This is a genomic window from Chlamydia abortus, assembly GCF_002895085.1.
Classification (GTDB): domain Bacteria; phylum Chlamydiota; class Chlamydiia; order Chlamydiales; family Chlamydiaceae; genus Chlamydia; species Chlamydia abortus.
Genome location: NZ_CP024084.1, coordinates 1055106 through 1080621 on the forward strand (window position 1 = coordinate 1055106; position 25516 = coordinate 1080621).

A 25516-nucleotide genomic window follows, 5' to 3' on the forward strand; every position below is an offset into this window, starting at 1 on the left:
CAGGGAAAATGGCAAACATTTACTGAGAAAGCTTTAAGTAGCCCCGATAAGTAAATACGGCTCCTAAAAGTCCATACACATAGGCACGATTTTTGGGCCACGTCAAAGTCAATCCAGCATCGGTAGCAAATAATAGGATAATCATAGCAAAGGCAAGAAGCCCTGCTCCTAAAAATAGCGCAACAAGTGGCCAATGTTGTAACCAACTCCAATCTGATTCAGATTGTTCGGTAGGTTTTTGAAAAGTGTTTTGATCACTAAGAACAGCTTCCCAATCTTCTGAAGAAACGGCAAAAAGATCTTCAGTTTCTCCCTTTGCAGAGCCTTCTGGGAAAGAAATATGACACGAAGAAAATCCTCGTGAAGCTATCGGAGGATCTTGAAGGAATGCGCTGCAATAAGGACACTGGGGCATATGCATGGATACGCTACCTTCACACTTCCAACACGTGCGCTGCATCTCTGCTTCTTTAGCAAATGGCATGGCAACCTACCTTCCCCAGCTTAGGGTTTAATACAAAGAAACAGAAAGTTTCTTCTATGTCAATTTGTACGCATTACAGATAATTACAGTACATAACTTAAATTATAATTTCTATTGGGAAAAAATCAATGCTGAAAATTAATCTTTAGATCTAGAATAAGCACAAAGCTCCTCATAAAATCATACTAAGACCTAGCGTCTTAAAAAACATCTTCTTAAGGACTTTTAAATTTCGATACTTACGAGAATTGGGGACAAAATATGAGTACAGATTTTGACTGTGTTGTTATTGGTGCTGGACCTGGTGGTTACGTTGCAGCAATTACCGCTGCGCAACAAGGACTGAAGACAGCACTTATTGAAGAACAACAAGCCGGCGGAACATGTTTAAATCGCGGCTGTATTCCATCTAAAGCCCTATTAGTAGGTGCAGGAATTGTTTCCCAAATTAAACATGCAAACCAATTTGGCATACATATTGATGGCTATTCCATAGACTATCCCGCCATGGTTCAAAGAAAAAATACGGTCATCAATGGAATACGCCAAGGATTAGAAGGTCTGATACGCAGTAATAAAATCACTGTATTGCATGGTCGAGGATCGCTCATCTCCTCTACAGAGGTCAGAGTCAAGGGTCAAGATACTTCAGTCACTAAAAGTCAGTATATTATCATAGCTACAGGCTCAGAATCCCGCCCTTTCCCCGGTGTGCCATTTTCATCTCGCATTCTATGTTCTACCGGCATTTTAAATCTTACTGAGCTGCCTAAAAAACTCGCCATTATCGGCGGTGGTGTCATCGGTTGTGAATTTGCCTCCCTATTTCATACTTTAGGAGTAGAAATTACGATCATAGAAGTCGCTGAGCAGATCCTTTCGGTAAATAACGCGGATATTTCCAAAACCATGTTGGACAAATTCTCACGACAAGGAATCCGCATCATCACGAAAGCTTCGATTCATGCACTGGAAGATCTTGGAGATCGTGTAAGAATCACTGTAAACGAACAAACAGAAGAATATGACTATGTTCTTGTCGCGATCGGACGTCAATTCAATACTACGGATATAGGTTTAGACAACGCAGGAGTCATTCGCGATAACCGTGGGATTATCCCTGTAGATGAGACGATGAGAACCAATGTCGCGAATATTTTCGCTATTGGAGATATCACAGGGAAATGGTTACTCGCTCATGTTGCCTCTCATCAGGGGATTGTCGCAGGGAAAAATGCTGCCAGCCACAATGAAATTATGGATTATTCTGCAGTGCCTGCAGTCATTTTCACCCTCCCCGAAGTTGCTATGGTGGGTCTTTCTTTGGAAGCTGCACAACAACAAGGTATCCCTGTGAAACTCACAAAGTTTCCTTTTAACGCTATTGGGAAAGCTGTCGCTATGGCAGAAGCTGACGGTTTTGCAGCGATCATCAGCCACGAGACTACACAACAAATTCTAGGAGCCTATGTTGTCGGTCCACACGCAGCATCATTAATTGCAGAAATGACTCTAGCTGTACGTAATGAACTTACATTACCTTGTATCTATGAAACTATACACGCTCATCCAACACTTGCTGAGGTTTGGGCTGAGAGTGCGTTATTAGCAACAAATCACCCTCTTCATTTACCTCCTCCAAAACTATGAATGACACTCCTAATGACATACAAAAACCCAAACAAGGGAAACGTTTTTCAGAACGTCTCCCTCACTGGCTAAGGCAAGCTTTACCCAAAGGCTCAGTCTTTGACTTTACCGACAAAACTATAAAACGTACTGGCATGGCTACAGTATGTGAGGAAGCGCTCTGCCCTAATCGTACGCGCTGTTGGTCAAGAAAGACAGCAACATACTTAGCTTTAGGAGATGCCTGCTCTCGACGTTGTGGATTTTGTAACATTGATTTCACAAAAAAACCCCTACCTCCAGATCCTGATGAACCAAGAAAAATAGCAGAATCCGCAAAGATCCTTCAGCTTAAGCATATCGTATTAACTATGGTCGCTCGCGACGACTTAGAAGATGGAGGGGCGAGTTGTTTGGTACGTATTATCGATACTCTTCACAAAGAGCTCCCCGAATCTACTGTAGAAATGCTTGCTTCCGACTTTCAAGGAAATGTCGATGCCTTGCATACCCTGCTAGATTCAGGATTAACCATTTATAATCACAACGTGGAAACAGTTGAACGTCTCACCCCTGTAGTTCGACATAAAGCCACATACCGGCGTTCTTTATTTATGTTGGAGCAAGCCGCGTTATACCTCCCCGATCTTAAAATCAAATCCGGCATCATGGTGGGGTTAGGAGAACAAGAAAGCGAGGTAAAACAAACACTCAAAGATCTTGCAGATCATGGTGTACGTATTGTCACAATAGGACAGTATTTACGTCCTTCACGATTGCACATACCTGTAAAGAGCTACGTTACTCCTGAGACTTTTGATTACTACCGGAGAGTAGGAGAATCCTTAGGCCTCTTTGTTTATGCAGGGCCTTTCGTAAGATCCAGCTTCAACGCAGATATTGTTTTACAAGATATGGAAAATAAACAATCTAAAATGGCAAAAACGTAGAACTCCTGTGCATTTTCGCTGTCACTTTTTTAAAAGCACCTGTGTGTTAACGAGGCTTTTTTAGATCTAAATTTGTACGACTATAACTGCATATTAAAGAACTTTTGCGCTCTCATGTTAATAGAAATCAAAAACATATTTCATGTTTAATGTTCACGATTGGCACTAATCCCCCCTTTTGTTATGGTGAGTAAAAAGGTATGCGTGGGTTATGTTTCGTAGTTCTATTTCTTGTTGCTTATTCTTTATAATGACCTTATTTTGCTGTACAAGTTGTAACAGCAGATCGCTCATCGTTCATGGGCTTGCAGGAAGAGAAGCTAATGAGATTGTCGTTCTTCTTGTTAGCAAAGGTGTCGCCGCTCAAAAGCAACCACAAGCTGCTGCTTCTACAGGAGGTGCCTCTGCAGAACAACTATGGGATATTTCTGTTCCTGCAGCGCAAATTACAGAAGCATTAGCCATTTTAAATCAGGCTGGTCTTCCTAGAATGAAAGGCACTAGCCTCTTAGATCTATTCGCCAAACAAGGTCTTGTCCCATCAGAAATGCAAGAAAAGATCCGGTATCAAGAAGGTCTTTCTGAGCAAATGGCTTCTACCATTAGAAAAATGGACGGGATCGTTGACGCTAGCGTACAAATTTCTTTCACCACAGAAGCTGAGGATAATCTTCCTTTAACTGCCTCAGTATACATTAAGCATCGTGGAGTTTTAGATAACCCCAATAGCATCATGGTCTCTAAAATTAAACGCTTGGTAGCCAGTGCTGTCCCAGGATTGTCTACAGAAAACGTTTCTGTCATTAGTGACCGAGCCTCCTATAGTGATATCACTATTAATGGCCCTTGGGGATTGACCGATGAAATTGACTATGTCTCCGTATGGGGTATCATCCTAGCAAAATCTTCGTTAGGTAAATTCCGTTTAATCTTTTACTTCTTAATACTTACCCTATTCATTATCTCTTGTGGATTGCTTTGGGTAATTTGGAAAACGCATACATTGATTCTTTCCTTAGGTGGAGCCAAAGGCTTTTTCGACCCAGCTCCCTATTCTAAAGTTGCCCTAGAGACTAAGAAACCCGAAGAAGGTGCCGGAGAGAAAAAAGAAGGACAAGCTCAACCTAATCCAGAGGGTACAGAAGATCCTAAAGACAATGCACCAGAGGCAACAGAAGGAAACGAAGAAAATGAGGGTGTCTAGTGACCGCCAACACTTTTGGAACGTTGAATATCTTAATGAAGTATTCCAAAGAAGACGATCTTGCAAATTTTTTGCCAGAGGATCTCTTAATCTCACCTACGCATCATGAGGATATTCCTCTAAGTTCTTTATCCTTCACTATGTGTTGGTTGGCAACAATTCATCCTTCATGGATTAGTGTGGCCATTAAAGATTTTCCAGAAGTTATACAACGCCAATTACTCTCTTGGCTACCTGATTCTTTAGTTCAAGAATTGCTTCCCTTGCTTCCAGGAGTGTCTATTGCTAAGCAACGCTGCTCAAATTTTGGTGCGTTCTACCTACTCGATATGTTGAGCAAAAAAATCCGTCCTCCGGGGATTATCGAAGAGATATTTCTTCCTGCTTCGCCGTTCAATGCTATGCTATACTATTCCGGAACGACAAAGATGACGTTGATTAACTGCTTAGGATTATTCGCCATAGCCAAAGAACTACGCAACATTGTTGATAAAGTCATTATCGATCGCGTGCATAAGATCCTTTCTCCTACAGAACAACTCTTCTTGTCTTATTGCCAATCGCACCCTATGAAACATCTGGAAACTACAGAATTTCTTGTCTCTTGGGATAACGATCATGATTTCCACAATTTTATTCACAAACAAGGACTTCAATTTCTTGCTATAGCCTTGGCAAAAGAAGATGCCTCTTTCCTTTGGTATTTTCTACGTAGATTAGATATCGGTCGGGGATATATTTTTGAACAAGCTCTACGAAAATCCTATGAACATCCCCACAGAGACTATTTTAAGAGCCAGTTAGAATTATGCATGAAGATCTTAGTACAGTAAGATCTCTAAAACTCAGAGCATGAACAAATAATCAGGGAGACTTTCTCTTTTTTCCTTGCATATGAGTTGAGTGTTAATAATAAGGAATGAAAATAACGAAAAGAAGGAGCAGCGTTTCCTCTCTAAACATTAAAAAATCTTAGGGTTTTATGCGCTGTTAAATGAATGAAGTTTTTTAGTCTAATTTTTAAACATGACGAAGTCGTACCGAATAAAAAAGTCCTTGCTCCGGAGGCTTTTTCAGCTCTGCTTGACGCTAAAGAACTCTTAGAAAAAACAAAAGAAGATAGTGAATCTTACACTAATGCAACAAAAGAAGAATGTGAAGTATTACGTAAAAATGCGAAAGAGCAAGGCTTTAAAGAAGGCTGTGAACAATGGAATTCTCAACTTGCCTATTTAGAAAAAGAAACTCATAGTCTCCGTAATAAAGTTAAAGAAGCTCTTGTTCCTTTAGCTATTGCTAGTGTGAAAAAGATTCTCGGTAAAGAATTAGAAATCCATCCAGAAACTATTGTTTCTATTATTGCTAAAGCATTGAAAGAACTCACTCAACATAAAAAGATCATCATCCACGTCAATCCCAAAGATCTTGCCATTGTTGAGCAAAACCGCCCTGAGTTGAAAAAAATCGTTGAGTATGCTGATACATTGATTATTGCTCCTAAAGCAGATGTGACACAAGGAGGTTGTGTCATAGAAACAGAAGCAGGTATAGTAAATGCTCAGCTGGATGTACAATTAGCTGCTTTAGAAAAAGCGTTCTCTACTATACTAAAACAACAAAATCCTGTAGATGAAGCTCAGAACAAGCAAGAATAAAGGTATTTGACATCATGCGTTTCATTTTTCGTACTTTCCTGTGTATGTTTATCTTGAGCGCACCGTGGTGTCTTGCAGATAACGGATTATACGATACCTCTTGTTCGTCGCGTTGTCAGCCCTCTAAACCTACAGAGTTGCCTGTGGCTTCTCCACAACCTGAAGTAAAAAAAACTTACCCCCAGCCTACATTCCGAGAAAGAGTCACAGCTGACGATGTTCTTCCTCGAGAACACCTGTCCGAAGGAAGTTTTTCCGATACCTATCCTGATCTGACTACTCAGGCAGTCATCTTAATTTTCCTAGCATTGTCCCCTTTCCTGATGATGCTGCTAACATCATATTTGAAAATTATTATCACTCTCGTTCTGCTAAGAAACGCTTTAGGCGTACAACAAACTCCACCTAGCCAGGTCCTTAACGGGATCGCATTGATTCTTTCTATTTATGTGATGTTCCCTACCGGCGTGGCTATGTACAATGACGCTAGGAAAGAAATTCAAGGCAATGCTATCCCTAGAGACCTATTCTCAGCAGAAGGCGCAGAAACGGTTTTCGTAGCACTAAACAAATCCAAAGAACCCTTACGGTCATTCTTAATACGCAATACGCCAAAAAGTCAGATCCAAAGTTTTTATAAGATTTCTCAAAAAACATTTCCCCCAGAGATCCGAGAACATATGACAGCTTCGGATTTTGTGATTGTCATTCCTGCTTTTATTATGGGGCAGATTAAAAATGCTTTTGAAATAGGCGTCCTCATTTACCTACCGTTCTTTGTCATAGATTTAGTCACAGCCAATGTTTTGGTAGCTATGCAAATGATGATGCTTTCGCCACTATCGATTTCGCTACCTTTAAAATTACTTCTTGTTGTGATGGTGGATGGTTGGACGTTATTACTTCAAGGTCTCATGATTAGCTTTAAATAGGGATATGCCGTGATAGCACTCGCCGCAAGTTTTAAATCCATGCTCTTTGAGTATTCCTATCAGTCGTTGTTACTGATTTTGATTATCTCTGCGCCTCCGATTATCCTGGCCTCTATTGTGGGTATCATGGTTGCCATCTTCCAAGCAGCAACACAAATCCAAGAACAAACATTTGCGTTTGCTATTAAGTTAGTCGTGATTTTTGGCACCTTGATGATTTCTGGGGGGTGGCTAAGCAATATGATTTTCCGTTTTGCTTCTCAAATCTTCCAAAACTTTTATAAATGGAAATAAACAGCTATGGCAATCTCTTTACCAGAGCTTGTTTCTGTTTTTGAGTCTACATACCTTAATTACATTTTGCAAAAGCCTCCGGCTTATGTTTGGAGTGTCTTCTTGCTGCTTTTATCTAGATTACTTCCTATATTTGCTATAGTTCCCTTCCTTGGGGGGAAATTATTCCCCGCACCGATTAAAATTGGCATTGCGCTTTCCTGGGTAGCCATCATCTTTCCTAAAGTATTGATGAGCACTCATGTAGCCAATTATCTTGATGATGATGTGTTCTATATTCTCATTATAAAAGAGATCTGTATCGGTACATTAATCGGTTTTATTCTTTCTTTTCCTTTTTATGCTGCACAATCTGCAGGATCCTTTATTACTAACCAACAAGGTATTCAAGGTTTAGAAGGAGCAACATCGTTAATTTCTATTGAGCAAACCTCGCCTCATGGGATCTTCTATCACTATTTTGTGACTATAGTTTTCTGGTTATCGGGTGGTCATAGAATTGTCTTAACGATTTTACTCCAATCTCTAGAAGTCATTCCTATTCATAAATTTCTCCCCATGGAGATGATGTCTCTAGATGCTCCTATCTGGATTACCTTAATTAAAATGTGTCAGCTCTGTCTGATTATGACTATTCAGCTTAGTGCTCCGGCAGCTGTAGCTATGCTCATGTCTGACTTATTCTTAGGAATTATTAATAGAATGGCTCCGCAAGTGCAGGTGATTTATCTCCTTTCTGCCTTGAAAGCCTTCATGGGTCTATTGTTCCTCACTCTTGCTTGGTGGTTCATAGTCAAACAAATCGACTACTTCACATTAGCGTGGTTTAAAGAAACACCCATCATGCTTCTCGGATCTAATCCTAAAGTCCTTTAGGGAGAACCATCTAAAAATCTATATTGAGAAAATATGCAGCGAAAAAGCCACGAAATTCCAGCAGCTTATTTCGCTAAGACTCTATAAACTTATAGAGGTTTCTGAGAGGAATCATTGCTCTTATTGTCCCCAAGTAAAACAAGAATCAAACACAAGACTAAAAACGACAGTGTAAAAGGGAAAACATTCAAAAAGAAGAACAATAACAAGCCACAAAGAAGAGCATTCTTGGCAGGGCCATTCTTCGCATAATAACTCTGAAGATTTTTCAACACCGCGCGAATTTCAGAATAAAAACCTAGCACCACGCCGCAGGCGACAAATAATCCACCTACCCAAGATACAAAATCAGTAATAATACCAAATAGAACTAGAGCTCCACTGACAGCTTCTCGAGCGTGATGAGAAAAGAATCTCTTCATTCTTCCTACTTTAGGATTGGCATGCAAATCCTTCACCTTACGCTTCAAAGACTCAAACTGAGAGGACGACTCTTTCGAAGAAGAGTTTTCTTTTGGTGTCTCATCTGCCATAGCCTTACCTTTAAAAATCTTTTTTATTTATAAATACTTATAATACACAATTATCAAAAAAAATATTTAAAGATAAATAAGAAATTTTTAATTATAATTTATTACTCTTTGGAGAGCAGCGACATCGAGAAACAGCTCCTGTTTCTGGATCAATGAGATAGAGATAGTCTCCGGCATTCCCTAAGGTGAAATCAAAGATCTTTTTATTCAGCAAGGGGAGCAGATCGTATTGCGAAAGAAGAATCTGCGTCTTATCCCTCAACTCCATACGAAAATCCGTTCGTGTTTTAAAGAGCTCTAAAGCAGCGGCTTCTCCATGCTCTTGAATGGATTGTTCTTGCCGTTTTACACTTTCCCAAATCCCCCCTCGGAGAGCTTCCAGCTCTCGATACGCGTTAGGGTGATCTATAACGGCTTCTAAGAGTAAGGGATCAGCAAATATCAAGTTTAACTTTATCATCCCTTGAGGTTTCTCTTCATAATGAAGAAAATTCAGCAGAGGTTGGATAGTTTTCGTGCCTCGCAGCATAGTATAAAGAATCTCTGCCTCTTGTGAGGGCAACGTAAGAGTTTCAATGACATCGGCTCCAAATTTTTTCCCCCCTTGCAGAATCTCCTCTTTTTTATTTAGCAAAGCTTTCGTAACCGCGTACTCTGAACCTGGAGGCACGCAGCCTGTATCCACATAAACACGTCTCAACAAGCGTATAAATAGTGCATGCCAAGATACGGAATCTGCGTAATCCTCTGGAGACTCTTGCATAAGAGCATATAAATTCAACCTAGAGTTGTTCGGAGGTCGTGAAAAAGGAACTTTTAGAAGGCGGTATTTACGTTTTTTCGTGGTCGCTACCTTGGCTGTCTTTTTTGGAGAAGAATTTTCAGCATCTCGAGAAATCTTTTCCATAGCAGAGATTTTTTTAGATTTTTCCTGATATTCTACCTCTGCGCAGGCGGAGCGTTGTGCCGTAAAGAGATTTTCACTATTTTCTACCATCCGCGAATAAACTGCGCGTTTTCTTGCATTTACAGCATCAAAAGACACCATAGAAACTAAAGAAGCCAGGCAGAGTAAGGTGAAAATGTAAGACTGCATCGTTATTTCCCCAGGGCAAATTGGTATGTCAACACGCGCTCAGTACTCTTAGGACAATGGCGATGGATGACCATGAGCACCCTCTCAGGAAGCTCTGAATCACTCGTGTTCCTCCGAGGAACAATATCTACTTGGGAGACGTTATCTAAAAGTAAAGAGGTTTCTACCTTACCGTGATTTCTTAAACTACGTATTTGCAGTTCTAGTCTTCCTTGCTCTTTATGATAGTATAGAGAGCCTCCGACTTCTCCGGCAAGATCAGGATCCCGGTAGACCCCACGATCAAAAACTACAGAACATAGCGCACCCGGGATCTCTTCTATTTGCGATGTAGTGCGGAATATAGTCCGCAGTTGCTTATACGCGTAGTTTTCCTGTAAAAAGGTTTTGTATGCCTGCTCATCGCGTTTCGTAGAGCAAAACATGTGCCTTTGCCAAAACCCTAAAATACCGAATAGTACGGCGAATAAGGTCATGGAGACCAACACCTCCATAAGCAGGAAGGACCTTTTCTGTTTTTTAAAAAAGTTTACACGACTACGCATACACTCCGTTGCACCGATGTTGTATATTTTTGATTAGGGAAAATCTCAACGACAACATCGGCAAAACAAGCTTTTACCATGTTGGTCTCTACACGCATGCCTTTGCGAATGTCTATAGAATACACATAGGGAACCCGTATCCCCTTCCCTTGGCTTGTATAAACAACACAGGAGAGTTCACCCGAACCTGATGTAGGAAAATTTCCATTCAGCATGTGCTCGCGCATAGTATCTTCAACGGCAAAAAAACAATAATCAATCACCGCGGGCAACTGTAAATTGATCACATCATCTTGAATAGATTTATGCACCCCACAGTAAAAACGAATGCAAGGCATAAGCACTAGACAAACTAAGGACAGTGACATCAATACCTCGATAAGCAGAAAACTCCGCTTTACCTTCTTTTTACGTAGAGCCATAGCCACCTTTACCCATGCTTTTTATTTGTTCCTGTTGCTCGTTGCGAAAACACTATCAAGTCATCACCCTGGTCATTGACCTTCACAATGATGTCTTCACCCCAGGCGTCTTTCAATAATTTTTTCCCTTCTTTACACCATGCCGCTCCTTCAAGAACGGATTCTTTCCGGTCGACGATCTCTTTTAAAGAAGCTCCTCCTGTGGCATATTCCATCATTAAGATGTCGTACACCTTGGCACAGTTTTGCTCTGATTGGAAAGCTTTGCCTTTTTGAATGCTTCCGCGCATATTAAAAGCTAAAGCTCCACCAACAATCCCGATCAATGTGATCACCACCATCATTTCAATCAATGTGATGGATTGTTTACGTTTTTGTTTTTTCATAACTTCTGCCCTGTTTGTCTATAAAATTTGAATATTGCTTGTTAATGGGATAAGTATTGCCAACATAATTATCCCTATAATTCCCCCCAGAAACACAAGAATCACTGGCTGGCACCACGAGGTTATCCAGGTGAGTGTTTTTTGAATATCTTCATTATAAATATGAGCGACATGGCCGAGAACATCAGCAAGATCTCCGGATTCCTCTCCTAAAGCCACCATCCCCAATGCCAATTTCGGCACCCAGGGTCTTTTTGCTAACTCTTTGCTTAGCGAACTCCCTTCGATGACAGCGTGTACCATTTGTCGCATATCTTCACGTAGTACGTCATAAGGAACAGCTCCACAGCCAAGCTCTAATCCCTCGATCAAAGTTCCACCACCACGCAGAATCGCCGAAACTACGGAGCAAAACCGAGTAAATCCCAATTTGACAAAAAAATTCTTCACTCCAGGAATAGAAAATACAGTATTCTCGTACCATTTTTTCCAGAAGGGTTGACGGCGTGTAGCTATGATGCTCACCATTCCCAATCCCAAGAAGCCGAGTATAAGATACTTGTATTTACACACGAAATCGCTAAGACCGAAGACTATAGAAGTCAGTGTGTTGGGCTCCATATTTTCAAATGTCTCTTTCAACGAAGGAATCACCCCCGTAAGGAAAAAGAGAATCACAGCTAGAGAAAATACTAACAAAACTATCGGATAGCTAAGCGCTGCTGTGAGCTTTTTGGTCATTTGCTCACGTTCTTCTAAAACTATGATGATGTTTTGCAAACACCCCTCTAGGTTGCCTACACTTTCTCCAGCGAGAACAGCGCTGCGATAAAAATTGTCAAAAATCCCTGGATACGTTGCCATTGCCTGTGACAAGGATCCTCCTCCACGAAGCTTTTCCATAAACACTGTCAGCAATCCGGACATGCTCTGCCCTTGATATTGATCCCGCAGTGAAGATAGCGTTTCGTATAAAGGCAACCCCGAACGGAGAAGAAGGAGCATTTGTTTTGAGAAAATGATCAACTCGCTATTTTTTAATCGTACACGACAGGGAGGCACCTCGCGAATCGACAACAGTTGTACACCCTGTTGGGCAAGTTTTTCTCTCGCTTCCTGAAGATGTAATGCTTCTATCCAATCTTGTTTACGCCGCTCTTTAGCATTAAGGTAGGTGTAGCGATATCGTGGCATATCCCCCTCCTTAGTCATACCGTTTCGTCACACGGAACACTTCCGACAAAGTCGTCTCTCCTGAAAGAGCTAGAGTGACACCATGTTGTAATAAAGGTTGAAATCCTTTCTGTTCAGCATATTCTCGCAACACATGATAGGGCTTATGCATAGCGATTTCCGAACGCAAGGCTGCATCAGGATGGAAGAATTCGTAAATTCCCTGACGCCCCTTATATCCTGAACGGAAACACTGAGCACATCCCTTTCCATAATATAACGGCACATCGGCATCGACGCCTATAGAGTGTAGAAACGCTCGCTCCTGAACACTTGCTGCACAATGCTCCTTACAATTAGGACAGATTTTCCTTACCAACCTTTGCGCTACAACACCGATAATTGTTGCCGAAAGTAAATAGGGTTCTACTCCCATATCTAAAAGACGGGGGATGGCAGAAATCGCGTCGTTAGTATGCAATGTACTCACAACAAGGTGTCCTGTGAGTGCTGCCTGTATCGCTATTTCTGCAGTCTCCTGATCACGAATCTCCCCCACCATTACAACATCAGGATCCTGACGAAGCAAATGTCGTAAACCACAGGCAAAAGACAAACCGATTTTAGGTTTCACAGCAATCTGAGCGATTCCTGCCAACTTGTATTCAGGGGGGTCTTCTATTGTCATAATGTTGGCAAAAGGACCGGAAAGATGCTGTATCACACTATACAACGTGGTTGTTTTTCCGCTTCCTGTAGGTCCTGTCACCAAGAGAATACCCTCAGGAACAGCTATGACCTCCCTAAAAGACTTTTCGATATTCTTAGGCATGTGCAACCCAGAGATATCTAGAATGACATTACGCTTATCTAAAATCCTCAGAACAACACGCTCCCCGTGGATCACAGGAACCGTACTCACACGCATGTCAATTTCCTGGCCGCCTATTTGGATTTTTATTCTTCCATCTTGAGGTAGACGATGCTCTGCGATATCCATCTTCGCTAAAACTTTAATCCTAGTGATCAAAGCCGAACGTAGATGCGCAGGTGGAGAAAGACGGTCATGCAAGACTCCATCAATACGATAGCGTATGCGTAAAGAATCTTCCAAAGGTTCAAAATGAATATCCGAAGTCCGTTCTTCTATAGCCTCTTTTAAAATGAGATTTAAAAAACGCACGACGGGAACAGCATCTGTATTTTCTAAAAGATCTTCCTCTTCACTTGCTTGAGAGAGTCCCCCTTCTTTCATGCTTAACAGCATGTCAGAAGCCTTCCCTTCTAAATTCGAATAGATCTTTTGTAAATTTTTTAAGATATCTGTTTCATCCCTAAGGATAAAAAGCACAGGCTTCTTTATCAGCAGCTGCACCTCATCTTTCGCCATAAGAGAAGTCGAGTGTGCATAAGCCATCGTTATGCCGTTTTCCTGCTCTTCTAAGGGCAGTAAACAGTGTTTTTTTAGAAAGCTATAGGGTAGAGCATTAAGAAGCTCTTGAGAAAGTAAAGACTTACCGCCCATCGTACTCTAGCCCCTGTACTTGAGACGCGGGTAACTCTATAGCAGAAATGAATTCTAATTTTTTATGAGCGGCCTTGGCAGCTTCTTCTCCAGCAAACAATGCTTGGCGAAATTCCGTATTTTCCCCAGGACGTGAAGAAAGAATCGCTTCTTCATGACGTTCTTTTTTTTCTATAGGATTATCTAAAATTTTCGGTGTGATAAATACAAACATTTCTGTTTGACTATCGGCTGTAGAGTTCATACCAAACAACTTCCCTACACCGGGGATCTCCCCAAGAAACGGAATGCCATCTTGAGAATCCGAAGCGTGCTTACAACGTAAGCCTCCGATAATTACTGTCTCTCCATCAGGAATACGCACCTTGTTAGTAATATTACGTCGAGTAACATCAGGGCGCTCGTTAGCATTTTTCCCAGTTGTGTCAAAAGTAATGTCTGTCTCTAAAGTAATATAGCTTTTCCCGTCTTCATCCCCTACATTGATTACGGGAAGCATTTTGATCATAATACCATATTGCGCACGGTTGTACTGGGCTTTTTCTTTATCCGCAGAAACAGCGATCGACATCTCTTCTACAATCGCTATTCTTGCAGGCGTTTGGTTCATAGTAACTACGGAAGGACTAGCATTGATACGCACATCTTCTTGAGCCATGAGAAACTGATAAGCCAGATCATAACCAGGAACTACAGAAGAACCTGTATTCCCTTTAAAAAGAAACTCTAAAATCCCTGAACTTGTCCAAGAGATCGTAGAAGAGGTTTTTTTACAAACTTCTTCTCCCAGGCGCAAAAGATTTAATCCGGCCTTACGTTGGTTGGAAAGCTTTCTTTCAAATAGCAAAACCTCTATACGCACCATTTTTTTAGGAACGTCCAGCTTTTTTAATAGCATCTTGATTCTGGGCAGAGCTTCTTTCTCTACAACCATGATCAAAGTTCCTGTTTTAGAATCTGCTATAAAATTTCCATATTTTACAGAACCCTCTTTTACAGAACCTACTGAAGCGGTATCGATACTTATTGTAGAAGCCGCTTCCCGAAGGATAGCTTCAGAAGATGGGGGGGTGGTGCCCTCCTTACCAGAAAACACATCATGGACTTGTGATAATAAGACGGCTAATTCTTGCGGATCAGAGTGCTTAACGCTATACCAAAAGACTGTTTTATCTGTAGGATTCTCTATGCCTTCTTCAAGATCCTTAATCAAATCTATAGCTTGATGTACTAAAGCTGCAGTACCACTTAAAAATAGAGAACGCCCTTGGTGTTGTAGAGGAACAACTTTAAGACCGAGTCCTTCTTCATCCCCCTCTCTAGTCATATCTTCTCGAAATGCCGCTTTAAGTATAGAAAGCATTTCGGAAGCTTCTATCTTTGTTAAAGGAACAACGCGATATTCCTGACGTACACTATCTTCTTGAATAAAGTCGTAGATTTTCAGCAGCTCGTGAATTTCTCCGACGGAGCCAAAAACCCACAACTTCCCCCCAAACGCATCAATGTGCATGGTATCAAGATTAGCAAACTTTCTTAAAATATGCTGATCCGCACGTACATCAATATTCTTAGAATTTAATACATAACCAATATAAGACGTGGGGGGGAGCAAATCTAAATCCTTCCTAGAAGAGAAAACCCCAGCAACGCCACACCCCTCTTTGCGCGTTGTATAGAGCTCTTTAATCCACGGGCTTATCTGACGTATGCCAATGCCAAGACGAGAGAGCAACTGCATCAAGCACTCTTCAAAACCTTCTTTGGGAACAGTGAATTTTGATAGTGAAGAAACTTTGATCGAACCGATATCTTGAGGCACCAGATAAATCACATTATCCTCACCATAATCTGACACCAAATTATAGATTGTAGCCTCAGGATGGTGCCACAAAGCATAATCGTCGGGATTTTCTCCCCGTTCACGAATTTCCGCAGCCCAAAGATTTTCGATACGCTGAATTTGATTTTTTACGTCCGTTAGCTGATGTAAAAGCCCTTGCCATCGAGCTTCATCTTCACAACCTGATGCACGTAAAGCGGCGGCTTCTTCATAAAGGCTTTTTAACTGCAGGTTATATTCCTTCATCTCTGCGTTAAATGAAGCCAAACCCGAGGAAATATCTATAGAGTCTTTGGATTTTTCTAAAGAAGCGGCTTTTTCCGCAACGGTTAGAGCTAGACCGGGAGTGCAACAAGCTAAACCCGACAATCCAAAGAAATAAACTAAAGGAGTACGCCAAAAACGCATTTATGATCCCCCACGGTTGGTTCCCTCGCTGCCTACAAGAGCCTGTCTTCCTGGAATTGCCTCTTCTTTGGAAGCTGCATACCCAACGTCAAACCCTGGCTTTAATGGCAGTGTCACCGCCTCGACTAAAGTCCTTTGCGCATTAAATACATGAGCGCGCAAAACAAACTCCCTCGAGTCCTTTTCTAATTTATCAAAAACCAACAACGGCCCTTGAGTCTTTCCTGAAAGATAATCTTCCAGCTGTTCTTTTCGCGTGATCTTTTCCCAAGATTTTCCTGTGTATACCACCCAATCATCAGGAGAAAGAATCATTCTCTGCCCACCAGCCTGTATGATGGGACGGGACCAAGAACGCATCCCAACAAATTCAAATTCCTTAATGATCTCGGCAACCTCTATAGGAGAACTCATAGTTTTTACTAAACTCATAGACTGCCGGGATGTTCCCCCAACATTCCACACTTCTATGACCATGACTTTCTCATCTATCTTCTTCACCTCTAAAAGAGGCACTTCGGAACTCTTTCCGCGAAATTCCCCGCATGTCTGCCAACAATTTCCATCCCAAAGTAAAATATCGCCAACAGCAAGGTAACGACTGTAGTTCTCATCAGCCAGAGACACAAAATCCACGCGTTCTTTAACAGCTTTATCGGCGTAGTCTGAGCCCCCATGCATAAGAAGGAACTTGTCACTGCCTATACGACGAATCTTTTGCTTCATAGGGAAACTGGCATCCACACGAACACCACCAATTTCCCAAGATTCCATCCCCCGAACAGGAGCATTTAACAACAGGGTCTCTCTTTCTTTAGGAGAGGTAATCACCTCTCTATTTACACCCAGTAAACGGACTTTGACTTCTATACGGTTATCCATGCTCAATGGACGGCACTCTAACCATAAGTCTGTAGGCTTGCCTTCGGGACTAAAAGTAAATATCCCCCCTTCAGGAGAAGGAACAACCTGCAGGTAAACTTTTTCATTGGCGCTAGCAACGTAAGTATCCTTAGAGGTCGCTAATTCCAAAAAAAACTTACCGCCACACGCGTCAGGGCGGTTGTTGCTGCCTAAAAACACCAGCTCTTGTCTAAGATCTGGCAACTTTTCCCTCAGTTCCGGGAAATCTAAAAACCAAATCCCTTTAGAGACATTTTGAGCCTGAGGGAACATCTCTTGTTTCTCTTTTGCACCATCAAAATTCAAAGAAACATTATATAGGCTTTCCAAATGATCTGGAACACCACACACCATCCAGAGCAAAGCAGCGATACTCATCAGGCTGTATCCGATTGAAAAAAGCTGGTGCATATGAGAAGCAAACTAAAAATAAAGTTAAAAGATAACCGATTAGAGAAAAAAAATCAATTTATACAAACAAAAGCATCTGTATTTAACATTAAAAAACAACTAAACAAAGAGAGAATACTTTTATAAGCAAACTAACTCTGTAGACACAGGTCGATTGGTTAAACTAAAATTTTTATTTCCATCTATCAACACCGTATCTTCAATGCGTATACCGCCAATCCCTGGGAAATACACTCCAGGCTCAACGGTCACGGTCATTCCTGTCTCTAAAGTCGTTGTACCGGATTTTGGAGATAGTACAGGATATTCGTGGATATTCCTTCCCACACCATGGCCTACACCGTGGCAAAAATAATCCTCGAGGTCATATTTCCTAAGAATGCGAGCAGCCTCTTCGTGAATATCTAGACATAGAGCACCCGCTCGGCATAATTTCATAGCTTCTTGCTGTGCCTCTACTACGGCAGGATAACTTTCTACAAGACGAGAATCAGGGCGCCCCCACGCTACTGTGCGCGACATATCTGAACAATATCCCTGATACAAAACGCCTATATCAATAAGTACGATATCTCCTTTACGTAGGGCCCTATCCGTAGGCATGGCATGAGGAAAGGCAGAATGATGACCAAAAGCAACAATAGGAGAAAACGATGGACCTTCAGCGCCGGCCTTAGCCCAAAATATACGAAGAAGTTGTACAACTTCTTTCTCTGTTATGCCCTCTTTCAGCACAGAGAGCACATAATCATAACCTTCAGAACCTAGGGCCGCCGCCTGGCTCATCTTCTCAATTTCATCCGCAGACTTTATGCTGCGCAATTTTTCTGTAAATAGATGAATGGGCATCCAAGAACATGAGGCATTTTCTCTTTCTTGATACCTATGAAATGAAGTATGAAAACTATCAAAACCTAAAATTTGATATGTTGTTGTCTCAAGGTAAGGAAGGAGAAATTCTCCGATGTTTCTATCACAAAATACAAGAGAAGGACCTTGAAGGTCAGCATAGAGATCTTTATCCATACGATAGACAAAAAATACGACTTCATTTTTCCCTATGAGAAGGGTTCCTGAGGTCACTTTATCACCTAAGAAATACGCAAGATCCTCGCTTCTTTCTACGATAAATCCGTCAATACCATAATCTACGAGAGCCGCCTGAGCTCTTTCAATACGATCTTGGAACATAATTTACTCCTTAATAAAATCTTCGTCTAAAATTAATCGACGTATCAGCGTCCCATCAAACGCCTTTTCCGGCTTACCTATCTGCCAGAGCAAAGATAGCCAAGAAATATCGAATGTTCGTAGTGTTTTACCAAATATGGTTTGAGTTAAAGACTCTTTGATCAAAAGAGCTATAGCCTTTTTATCAACTTTTGTATGACTTTCTGCTGCTAAAGAGAGTATCCAAGATTTCAACTCTTCTTCACCTATAAACGTCGGGGCACTTTCAATAGCAAATACACAAGGGCCGATTTGAGAGATTTCTATTCCCAACTGTTTAAATTCTTCGATATGAGATAAAAGAAAAACCCTCTCTTGAGGCGTCACTTCCAAACATAACGGAACCAAAAAAGACTGGCTCTTATAGTGTTCTTGTTGGTTTTCTATCAAAGATAAGTAAAACAAATGTTTACGCGCAGCTTCTGTAAAAATAGCATGAACTCCTTCAGAGTCCTCTGCAAGAACTATTTTTCCTAATGAAGTTAAAAAACGCACCTCTTGAGATTCTCCCCAAACTATTTCTGTCTGTGTATCTACAGCAGGGATCTCCTGCTGGCAACCCAGGGAAGAAATAGATCGTATGGAAGGTGTGGCTAATTGTGTTACGGGTAAGCTCATAGACTCCCGAGGTTGTTCTAAAGAGATCTCGGGAAGTTGCCCATCAAAAAAACGCAGCGTAGGCAAAGTCAAGGATGTTTTTTTATAACTTGAAGATTCTTGAGAACGGGCTAATACCTCCCCTATAGATTCGGAAAGGAATTCTCTAACAAATTCTTCTTTAAGAATTCTTACTTCTGTTTTTTGAGGATGCACATTGAAATCACACCACTGCGGAGGAAGATAGAGTTTTAAAACAAAAACAGGATACCTTTGTGGAGGCAAGAGCATCGTATACGCCTCGCTGATTTGCTTGGATATCAGCGGGGAATCTACAGGACGGTCATTGATGAAAATCCGCTGTCCTAAACGTGTGGGGCGATGAAAACATGGCGAACCTAGAAAACCTACAATACGTATAGGTTCCTCTACCCTATCGACTCTCAAAGCCTCCTGCATGAAACCCTCGCCCATCACAAACGCCACACGCTCAGCAAGGCCTTGATGCTTAAGTATATGAAATTCCTGCTGTCTTTCGCTTATCCAAGACCAACCCACACTCTCTAGGGATAAAATCCGATTTTCTAATAGCTTTCTCATCGCTATCCGATTTGTTTGCGGGCTTTTTTGAAACCCTCGACGCACAGGAACGTTATAAAATAAAGAATCTACGGAAATGGTTGTTCCTAGCTGACGTGGTTTTGCCTCTGCAGCAATAACTTCTCCTCCGTGGATGATGGTTCTCGACCCTTCTTCTCCTTTGGGACAGGAAAGGATCTCCATCTTAGAAATAGAGGCTATTGCTGGGAGGGCTTCGCCGCGAAAGCCAAAACTTGATAATGAAAACACATCGGAAAACTCTTCGATCTTTGAGGTAGCGTGACGCTTAAGAGCTAAGGTCACCTCGTCAGAGCTCATCCCGCAGCCGTTGTCCTTAACAACAATAAGGCCCTGACCTCCCCCTAGAGTTTCTACCTCTATCTCATCAGCTCCAGCGTCTAAAGCGTTCTCTACCAACTCTTTAACAACAGATACAGCATTTTCAATCACCTCTCCCGCGGCTATCTGATTGATAGTCACGGTATCGAGTAGTTGGATCCGGGGTCGTACAGCCATAGAAAATTCTAATCAAAGATCTTGCGAAAGCAAAAAGTAAAATACCCAAAAACTAATGTCAAGACACGTAATTTTTATAATCCGTAAGAGACAAAATAAGAACAACTTATCAAATAATTATCTGTAAAGACTTTAAATTATATCTAATTAATAACTTGTCTTTTCAAAAAAATTAATTTTAAAATTGATTTATGAATTAAATAATTTTAATTTTAGGAATTATATTAATGAGCAAGCCTACTTCAAATAATTCTAAAAAGCCATCAGCCTCGTTTAATAAAAAAACACGTAGCCGACTCGCTGAGCTTGCTGCACAAAAAAAAGCTAAGGCTAATGATTTAGAACAGAAATATCCTGTCCCTACAGAAGAAGAAACAAAACAAGCGTTAACAGGGATTTTACAGGGACTTGATGCCGGATTAACTCTCCAACAAATCCTAGGGCTATCCGACGTTTTATTAGAAGAGATCTATACCATAGCCTACAGCTTTTATTCCCAAGGGAAATACAATGAAGCCATTGGCCTTTTCCAGATCCTTACAGCCTCAAAGCCCCAGTGCTACAAGTATATCCTAGGCTTAAGCTCATGTTACCATCAACTCAAAATGTACAATGAAGCGGCCTTTGGCTTCTTCCTTGCTTTTGATGCGGAGCCCAATAACCCGATCCCTCCCTATTACATAGCTGACAGCTTGATGAAGATCGATCAAACCGAAGAATCGAAAGATTTCTTAGACATCACTATTGATATCTGCGCTAACAAACCCGAGTACAGAATTTTAAAAGAACGCTGCAACATCATGAAAGATTCTCTTAAAGGGAAGAGCGCAGACACAACTCCAAAAAAGAAAAAAACTACCTCTGCTAAATCAAAAACACCGGCCAAAAAAAACTCCGGAAAAAAAAATTAACCTAGGGTTAGGAGAACTCCAATATGAATAAAAAAGTCAGAAAAACAAAAAAAACTACGACTACAGCGAAGAAGACGTCTACCCAACACACTCCCACCTCTCCAGCCTTAGTTTCTAAGGAAACAGACAAACAAGAAAAAGCTATCTCAAACTTAGAGAAGTTAGTGTCCTCGATCTATGAAGATTTACCTTTAGCTCAGACATTTTCTGGGATTCAAGATGAGAAGCAGCTGGCTCAGATGATGGCGGCGCTAAACGGCACTTTAGATTCTCTACCTATCGAGAGTTTAACTGAAGGCTTGTTTAACAATCCTAAAGAAGATGCTAAGTTCGCTAAAGATCTCGCCTCGGTACTTCATGGTTTGAAGAACTTATCTTCAACAGTAAACAAACATATCTCTGATAGACGTTAGTTTTACAATAATTTTAGATAACATAGGGCAATTAGAAGATGTCTCTTTCTACCTCAGGTCCAGATAGTTCCAATCAGAAAAACATCCTGGCTCAGGTACTTGCTTCTACACCACAAGCTGTACCCAACCCAGACAAACTCGCTGGTAATGAAACTAAGCAAATTCAGCATACCCGTCAGGGGAAAAACGCTGAAATGCAAAGCGATACTAATATCGCTGGAACTCAAGGTAAGGAAAAAGCTGGGGCTGTTTCTGAAGCACAATCTTCAGAGAATCTCATGGCAGGACAAGGCATTGCCGCAGGACAAGAGACGGCATCCGCAGAAGCTGCAGCTGGTGCTAACCAAGCCGCTGGAGCTTCTGCTTTCCAGGCTGTAAACCTCCAGTCTACTATTGAAGAGGCGAACAAAACATTAGAGACCACTCTTTCTTCTTTATCTTCTGTAAACTCTTCACATCTACAAGAAATCCAAGCATTAGTCGCTTCTGCTGTTAACGGAACATCGAATTCCGCAATTCAAGCATTGGAAACTCCTGATCTTCCTAAGCCTTCCATAACGCCTAGACAGGAAGTTATGGAAATCAGCATGGCCCTAGCAAAAGCCATCGCCTCTCTGGGAGAAGCCACGGCTTCTGCTCTTTCCGATTATCAAAGTACACAAGCGCAAGCTTCAACCATGAACCGCATATCCTTAGAATCTCAAGGACTCAAAATTGATTCTGAACGCGCAGAATACAAAAAAATGCAAGAAATTCAAAATAAGGCGGGAAGCAACAAGACTCTTGAAACAGTCAACACTGTGATGATAGCTGTTTCAGTAACCATCACTGTGGTTTCCATTGTTGCGGCTTTATTTACTTGTGGTTTGGGTCTTATAGGAACTGCGGCTGCTGGAGCCACAGCTGCTGCCGCCGCTGCAACTGCTGGAGCTACCGCAGGTGCTGCCGCTGCCACTTCCGTAGCAACAACTGTAGCCACACAAGTGACTGTGCAAGCAGTGATGCAAGCCATAAAAACTGCTATTGTACAAGCTGTTAAGCAGGCCATCATGGAAGCTGTAAAAACAGCTGTAAAACAAGGGATTAAACAAATTATCAAACAAGCTGTGAAAGCAGCTGTGAAGACTCTTATGAAAAACATGTCTAAGATCTTCCAAACAGGACAAAAAGCTCTTTCTAAATTCTTCCCTAGACTATCTAAAGTCATCAATGCTTTAGGAAACAAATGGGTAGCTGCAGGGATGGGTTTGGTTGTCGCTGTGCCATCTTTAGTTAAAGGTATTGGGGATCTTAAATTATCCGAACTACAAACCGAACTTGCCGATATACAGAAAAAAACAGGAATGCTCACCGCACAATCAGAAATGATGAAGATGTTCACTATGTTTTGGCAACAGGCAAGTAAAATCGCCGCGAAACAAACTGACAGTGCTAATGAAATGCAGCAACAAGCAACTAAATTGGGTGCTCAAATTGCTAAAGCCTTCCAAGCTATTAGCTCAGGCTTAGCATCAGCAGTATAAAAATTATTTATTAAGGGGACATTTTTGCTATGACATCAGGAGTTAGTGGAAATAACAGTGCTGATCCTTCATTAGCTGCTCAGCTTGCACAAAATGCCAGTTTAGCAGCTACTAAAGCTCAAGGACAAGGTAAAACAGGGAATACACAAGGTGCGCAAGAAGAGGTCGCCGCAGGTTTTGAGGATCTGATTCAAGAAACTCAAACTCAGGGAACTTCTAAAAAAGAAGCCTCTTCGCAAACATCAAAAAGTTCTAAAACTGATAAATCTGAAAAATCCTCCTCTTCTACGTCGGTATCCAGTGCTTCGAGTACTGTTACAGCTCAAGCGGTGAAAGGGCCTAAAGGACTGCAACAAAATAACTATGAGCTCCCACAACTTCCCACGCCCGAGAATACAGAAGTCAATGGTGTGGTGATTAAAAAAGGGATGGGAACTCTTGCCCTCTTGGGATTAATTATGACACTACTGGCACAAGCGAGTGCAAAATCCTGGTCTTCACAGTTCCAACAACAAAACCAGGCTATCCAAAACCAAGTAGCTATGGCTCCAGAAATCGGAAACGCGATTCGAACTCAAGCGAATCACCAAGCTGCGGCTACAGAAGCTCAAGCTAAACAAAGCATGATCTCGGGTATTGTAAATATCGTAGGTTTTGCTGTTGCCGTTGGTGGTGGTATCCTGTCTGCAGCAAAAAGCTTAGGGGGATTAAAATCTGCAGCTTTTGCAAAAGAAACCGCGGGTGCTGCTGGATCCGCAGCCAGCTCTGCAGCATCTCAAGCTTCAAAAATGGCTACAGATGCCGCGAGCACAGCAGCTAAAACAGCAACATCGGCGGCATCCACTGCTGCGGGTTCTGCTGCTCAAGGCGCAGCAAAAGCAGCCGCAGGATTGGCAGACGACATGGCCAGTGCTGCTGCAAAAGCTACAGCAGGTGCTGCAGGAAAAAGCGGTGGTCTATTTGGTAAAGCTTTAAATACCCCAGGATGGAAAGACAAAATTGCCCGAGGTATGAACGTAGTCAAAACTCAGGGGGGTCGTGCTGCAGCTTTCGCTGGTAGAGCCCTTTCGACATCTATGCAAATGTCTCAGATGGTTCACGCACTTACCGCAGGTATTGATGGGATCGTTGGGGGCGTTATGGGTGCCGAAATCGCTCACCACCAAAAACAAGCCGGTATGGCGGAAGCTCATGCTGAAGAATTGAAACAATTGTCTTCTATTCAGAGCCAATATGCAGGACAAGCTCAACAGCTTCAAGAGCAGTCACAACAAAGCTTCAACTCTGCTTTGCAAACTCTACAAAATATAGCGGACTCTCAAACACAAACAACTTCTGCAATCTTTAGCTAATATAGCTTTTCTTCTTCGGATAAGCAAAAGGGCTCAATGCATATTGAGCCCTTGTTTATGTAAATCCGCTTTACATTAAGAAACAATGTAGCCTTGGCGAAATTCTTCATGATAGATTAAACGACAACCTACAATCATAAACACCACAGCAAGAAGTAGGGCTCCCGACAGACTCTCCCCTAAAAGCACCCAGCCATAAAATGCGGAAAATACAGGCATAACAAGGTGACAAAAAGACAGGAACGTTGAGGAATATTTCCTCAACAACTTAGCGTACAAATTGTAGCTAATGAGATTAGAAAACAGAATAAGGAAGAAAATAGCTTGAACAAAGAGAAGGCCATTACTTACAGGAATGGGATTCCAAGTTTCTACAACCATAGAGTGCGCCAAAGATAGCACCCCGGAAATAAGCATAGCGTAAGCATTGATGGCCATCACTGACAAAGAGGAGTTCTTTTTTATTTTTCTTAACAACGTCCATCCAAAAGCAGAAAAACACGTAGCAAGTAATAATAAAATTTCAGGAATACCTAACTGCCAGCTCCACGTGCTTGTATCACTCCCCCCAAAAAATAGGTAAGAAAGATAACCAAATAGCCCCAGACTCAATCCCCCCAATTTCTTTAATGTTACCGTCTCTCGTAACTGGATATAAGAAAACAATGCAGAAATAAATGGCGAAAGTCCGTAGATAAAACACGCCTTGGAAGAAGATAAGTTCTGCAAGCCTAGAAACTCACAGACATTCGTCAGATAGAACCCCACTACTGATAAAATCAAAACGGGAACATACGCCTGTTTTGGTAGTTTTAACGACTCTTTTTTCCACAATACGATTCCCGCCAACACGAAACCCGCAATCAGCATGCGGCTACCTGTGACAAATAAAGGAGCCGAAGCCTCCATCGCTAATTTGCTAAAAGCAAAAGACGAGGACCAGATAAAAGCAGTAAAAAATACTAAAAAAATAGACATGAAGAAGTCATTTCTAGAATCGAAAACATCCCATTATAAAAGAATAAAACTTTGGCTCCAACTCAAATATACTTTTATCATTCAACATCTCTAAAAAACTCAGAATTCCCCACTTAAACACACAGTT

At 41.5% G+C, this 25516-nt stretch carries 25 protein-coding genes; 12 read left to right on the forward strand and 13 right to left on the reverse strand.

Annotated elements, in window-relative coordinates:
* Positions 1–19: 19 nt before the first annotated feature.
* Entirely contained in the window at positions 20–484 is a 465-nt protein-coding gene (locus CHAB577_RS04735) for a phage holin family protein (protein WP_011097411.1), read from the reverse strand.
* A 261-nt stretch (positions 485–745) separates the two neighbouring features.
* Here CHAB577_RS04735 and lpdA point away from each other — a divergent pair, with 261 nt between their 5' ends.
* The 8 genes from lpdA (at position 746) to CHAB577_RS04775 (ending at position 8024) form a co-directional block, all read left to right on the forward strand.
* Positions 746–2134: a dihydrolipoyl dehydrogenase gene (lpdA, locus tag CHAB577_RS04740; RefSeq protein ID WP_086393203.1), complete on the forward strand. Its 1389-nt coding sequence runs from the start codon at positions 746–748 to the stop codon at positions 2132–2134.
* On the forward strand, positions 2131–3063 hold the full coding sequence (gene lipA, locus CHAB577_RS04745; RefSeq protein ID WP_011097413.1) for a lipoyl synthase: 933 nt from the start codon (positions 2131–2133) through the stop codon (positions 3061–3063). The genes lpdA and lipA overlap by 4 nt, the downstream gene beginning before the upstream one ends.
* A 211-nt stretch (positions 3064–3274) precedes the next feature.
* The gene (gene sctJ / locus CHAB577_RS04750) at positions 3275–4267 is read left to right on the forward strand and encodes a type III secretion system inner membrane ring lipoprotein SctJ (protein ID WP_011097414.1); all 993 of its coding nucleotides are present in this window, start codon (positions 3275–3277) and stop codon (positions 4265–4267) included.
* Positions 4267–5100, forward strand: a complete 834-nt coding sequence (locus tag CHAB577_RS04755) for a hypothetical protein (RefSeq protein WP_011097415.1) — start codon at positions 4267–4269, stop codon at positions 5098–5100. The genes sctJ and CHAB577_RS04755 overlap by 1 nt, the downstream gene beginning before the upstream one ends.
* A gap of 165 nt (positions 5101–5265) precedes the next feature.
* Positions 5266–5922: an HrpE/YscL family type III secretion apparatus protein gene (locus CHAB577_RS04760; RefSeq protein WP_011097416.1), complete on the forward strand. Its 657-nt coding sequence runs from the start codon at positions 5266–5268 to the stop codon at positions 5920–5922.
* 14 nt (positions 5923–5936) lie between these two features.
* Positions 5937–6854: a type III secretion system export apparatus subunit SctR gene (gene sctR, locus CHAB577_RS04765; protein WP_006344508.1), complete on the forward strand. Its 918-nt coding sequence runs from the start codon at positions 5937–5939 to the stop codon at positions 6852–6854.
* 9 nt (positions 6855–6863) lie between these two features.
* Positions 6864–7148, forward strand: coding sequence for a type III secretion system export apparatus subunit SctS (gene sctS, locus CHAB577_RS04770; protein WP_006343598.1), 285 nt, complete (start codon positions 6864–6866; stop codon positions 7146–7148).
* A 6-nt stretch (positions 7149–7154) separates the two neighbouring features.
* Positions 7155–8024, forward strand: a complete 870-nt coding sequence (locus tag CHAB577_RS04775; RefSeq protein WP_045071983.1) for an EscT/YscT/HrcT family type III secretion system export apparatus protein — start codon at positions 7155–7157, stop codon at positions 8022–8024.
* 89 nt (positions 8025–8113) lie between these two features.
* Here CHAB577_RS04775 and CHAB577_RS04780 read toward each other — a convergent pair whose 3' ends face one another.
* The 11 genes from CHAB577_RS04780 to mutL all read right to left on the reverse strand — a co-directional run bounded on the left by CHAB577_RS04780 (position 8114) and on the right by mutL (position 20212).
* Positions 8114–8557, reverse strand: coding sequence for a hypothetical protein (locus CHAB577_RS04780; RefSeq protein WP_011097418.1), 444 nt, complete (start codon positions 8555–8557; stop codon positions 8114–8116).
* A gap of 91 nt (positions 8558–8648) precedes the next feature.
* Positions 8649–9653, reverse strand: coding sequence for a hypothetical protein (locus CHAB577_RS04785; RefSeq protein ID WP_011097419.1), 1005 nt, complete (start codon positions 9651–9653; stop codon positions 8649–8651).
* A 2-nt stretch (positions 9654–9655) separates the two neighbouring features.
* Positions 9656–10147, reverse strand: coding sequence for a DUF1494 domain-containing protein (locus CHAB577_RS04790; RefSeq protein WP_149305463.1), 492 nt, complete (start codon positions 10145–10147; stop codon positions 9656–9658).
* A gap of 35 nt (positions 10148–10182) precedes the next feature.
* Positions 10183–10620, reverse strand: a complete 438-nt coding sequence (locus CHAB577_RS04795) for a hypothetical protein (protein ID WP_041461353.1) — start codon at positions 10618–10620, stop codon at positions 10183–10185.
* A gap of 8 nt (positions 10621–10628) precedes the next feature.
* Positions 10629–11006, reverse strand: coding sequence for a type II secretion system protein (locus CHAB577_RS04800; protein WP_006344514.1), 378 nt, complete (start codon positions 11004–11006; stop codon positions 10629–10631).
* Between the two features lie 18 nt (positions 11007–11024).
* A complete protein-coding gene (locus CHAB577_RS04805; RefSeq protein ID WP_086393202.1) occupies positions 11025–12200 on the reverse strand; it encodes a type II secretion system F family protein in 1176 nt (391 codons plus the stop codon).
* 10 nt (positions 12201–12210) lie between these two features.
* The gene (locus tag CHAB577_RS04810) at positions 12211–13704 is read right to left on the reverse strand and encodes a GspE/PulE family protein (RefSeq protein ID WP_011097422.1); all 1494 of its coding nucleotides are present in this window, start codon (positions 13702–13704) and stop codon (positions 12211–12213) included.
* Complete coding sequence (locus CHAB577_RS04815; protein WP_011097423.1) at positions 13694–15955, reverse strand: secretin N-terminal domain-containing protein; 2262 nt, start codon at positions 15953–15955, stop codon at positions 13694–13696. The genes CHAB577_RS04810 and CHAB577_RS04815 overlap by 11 nt, the downstream gene beginning before the upstream one ends.
* Positions 15956–17269 carry a hypothetical protein gene (locus CHAB577_RS04820; protein ID WP_006344518.1) on the reverse strand — a complete coding sequence of 438 codons (1314 nt, stop codon included), beginning with the start codon at positions 17267–17269 and terminating at the stop codon, positions 15956–15958.
* A gap of 120 nt (positions 17270–17389) precedes the next feature.
* Positions 17390–18460 (reverse strand): M24 family metallopeptidase, encoded by a 1071-nt coding sequence (locus CHAB577_RS04825; protein WP_011097424.1) that lies wholly within the window; start codon positions 18458–18460, stop codon positions 17390–17392.
* A 3-nt stretch (positions 18461–18463) separates the two neighbouring features.
* A complete protein-coding gene (gene mutL / locus CHAB577_RS04830) occupies positions 18464–20212 on the reverse strand; it encodes a DNA mismatch repair endonuclease MutL (RefSeq protein WP_011097425.1) in 1749 nt (582 codons plus the stop codon).
* Positions 20213–20439: 227 nt separating this feature from the next.
* Between mutL and CHAB577_RS04835 the strand changes: the two genes are divergently transcribed.
* Genes CHAB577_RS04835 through sctE form a run of 4 tightly spaced genes read left to right on the forward strand, consistent with a single transcriptional unit; the run spans position 20440 to position 24411 of the window.
* A complete protein-coding gene (locus tag CHAB577_RS04835) occupies positions 20440–21123 on the forward strand; it encodes a SycD/LcrH family type III secretion system chaperone (protein WP_006344521.1) in 684 nt (227 codons plus the stop codon).
* Between the two features lie 23 nt (positions 21124–21146).
* Positions 21147–21536: a hypothetical protein gene (locus tag CHAB577_RS04840; RefSeq protein ID WP_006344522.1), complete on the forward strand. Its 390-nt coding sequence runs from the start codon at positions 21147–21149 to the stop codon at positions 21534–21536.
* Between the two features lie 38 nt (positions 21537–21574).
* Complete coding sequence (locus CHAB577_RS04845; RefSeq protein WP_011097426.1) at positions 21575–23059, forward strand: type III secretion system membrane protein; 1485 nt, start codon at positions 21575–21577, stop codon at positions 23057–23059.
* A 29-nt stretch (positions 23060–23088) separates the two neighbouring features.
* Positions 23089–24411, forward strand: coding sequence for a type III secretion system translocon subunit SseC family protein (sctE, locus tag CHAB577_RS04850; RefSeq protein ID WP_011097427.1), 1323 nt, complete (start codon positions 23089–23091; stop codon positions 24409–24411).
* A gap of 75 nt (positions 24412–24486) precedes the next feature.
* On the opposite strand, the gene CHAB577_RS04855 is transcribed toward sctE, so the two are convergent.
* Positions 24487–25389 (reverse strand): DMT family transporter, encoded by a 903-nt coding sequence (locus CHAB577_RS04855; RefSeq protein WP_011097428.1) that lies wholly within the window; start codon positions 25387–25389, stop codon positions 24487–24489.
* Between the last annotated feature and the right edge of the window lie 127 nt (positions 25390–25516).

Excerpts from the sequence above, each read along its gene's own strand:
- CHAB577_RS04835 (WP_006344521.1), top strand. The coding sequence starts at position 20,440 with ATGAGCAAGCCTACTTCAAATAATTCTAAAAAGCCATCAGCCTCGTTT.
- CHAB577_RS04790 (WP_149305463.1), bottom strand. The coding sequence starts at position 10,147 with ATGGAGGTGTTGGTCTCCATGACCTTATTCGCCGTACTATTCGGTATT.
- CHAB577_RS04805 (WP_086393202.1), bottom strand. The coding sequence starts at position 12,200 with ATGCCACGATATCGCTACACCTACCTTAATGCTAAAGAGCGGCGTAAA.
- CHAB577_RS04810 (WP_011097422.1), bottom strand. The coding sequence starts at position 13,704 with ATGGGCGGTAAGTCTTTACTTTCTCAAGAGCTTCTTAATGCTCTACCC.
- CHAB577_RS04785 (WP_011097419.1), bottom strand. The coding sequence starts at position 9,653 with ATGCAGTCTTACATTTTCACCTTACTCTGCCTGGCTTCTTTAGTTTCT.
- CHAB577_RS04820 (WP_006344518.1), bottom strand. The coding sequence starts at position 17,269 with ATGCACCAGCTTTTTTCAATCGGATACAGCCTGATGAGTATCGCTGCT.
- CHAB577_RS04775 (WP_045071983.1), top strand. The coding sequence starts at position 7,155 with ATGGCAATCTCTTTACCAGAGCTTGTTTCTGTTTTTGAGTCTACATAC.
- CHAB577_RS04845 (WP_011097426.1), top strand. The coding sequence starts at position 21,575 with ATGTCTCTTTCTACCTCAGGTCCAGATAGTTCCAATCAGAAAAACATC.
- CHAB577_RS04780 (WP_011097418.1), bottom strand. The coding sequence starts at position 8,557 with ATGGCAGATGAGACACCAAAAGAAAACTCTTCTTCGAAAGAGTCGTCC.
- CHAB577_RS04840 (WP_006344522.1), top strand. The coding sequence starts at position 21,147 with ATGAATAAAAAAGTCAGAAAAACAAAAAAAACTACGACTACAGCGAAG.
- CHAB577_RS04855 (WP_011097428.1), bottom strand. The coding sequence starts at position 25,389 with ATGTCTATTTTTTTAGTATTTTTTACTGCTTTTATCTGGTCCTCGTCT.
- CHAB577_RS04825 (WP_011097424.1), bottom strand. The coding sequence starts at position 18,460 with ATGTTCCAAGATCGTATTGAAAGAGCTCAGGCGGCTCTCGTAGATTAT.
- CHAB577_RS04795 (WP_041461353.1), bottom strand. The coding sequence starts at position 10,620 with ATGGCTCTACGTAAAAAGAAGGTAAAGCGGAGTTTTCTGCTTATCGAG.
- CHAB577_RS04815 (WP_011097423.1), bottom strand. The coding sequence starts at position 15,955 with ATGCGTTTTTGGCGTACTCCTTTAGTTTATTTCTTTGGATTGTCGGGT.
- CHAB577_RS04735 (WP_011097411.1), bottom strand. The coding sequence starts at position 484 with ATGCCATTTGCTAAAGAAGCAGAGATGCAGCGCACGTGTTGGAAGTGT.
- sctJ (WP_011097414.1), top strand. The coding sequence starts at position 3,275 with ATGTTTCGTAGTTCTATTTCTTGTTGCTTATTCTTTATAATGACCTTA.
- CHAB577_RS04760 (WP_011097416.1), top strand. The coding sequence starts at position 5,266 with ATGAAGTTTTTTAGTCTAATTTTTAAACATGACGAAGTCGTACCGAAT.
- sctR (WP_006344508.1), top strand. The coding sequence starts at position 5,937 with ATGCGTTTCATTTTTCGTACTTTCCTGTGTATGTTTATCTTGAGCGCA.
- lipA (WP_011097413.1), top strand. The coding sequence starts at position 2,131 with ATGAATGACACTCCTAATGACATACAAAAACCCAAACAAGGGAAACGT.
- mutL (WP_011097425.1), bottom strand. The coding sequence starts at position 20,212 with ATGGCTGTACGACCCCGGATCCAACTACTCGATACCGTGACTATCAAT.
- lpdA (WP_086393203.1), top strand. The coding sequence starts at position 746 with ATGAGTACAGATTTTGACTGTGTTGTTATTGGTGCTGGACCTGGTGGT.
- sctE (WP_011097427.1), top strand. The coding sequence starts at position 23,089 with ATGACATCAGGAGTTAGTGGAAATAACAGTGCTGATCCTTCATTAGCT.
- CHAB577_RS04800 (WP_006344514.1), bottom strand. The coding sequence starts at position 11,006 with ATGAAAAAACAAAAACGTAAACAATCCATCACATTGATTGAAATGATG.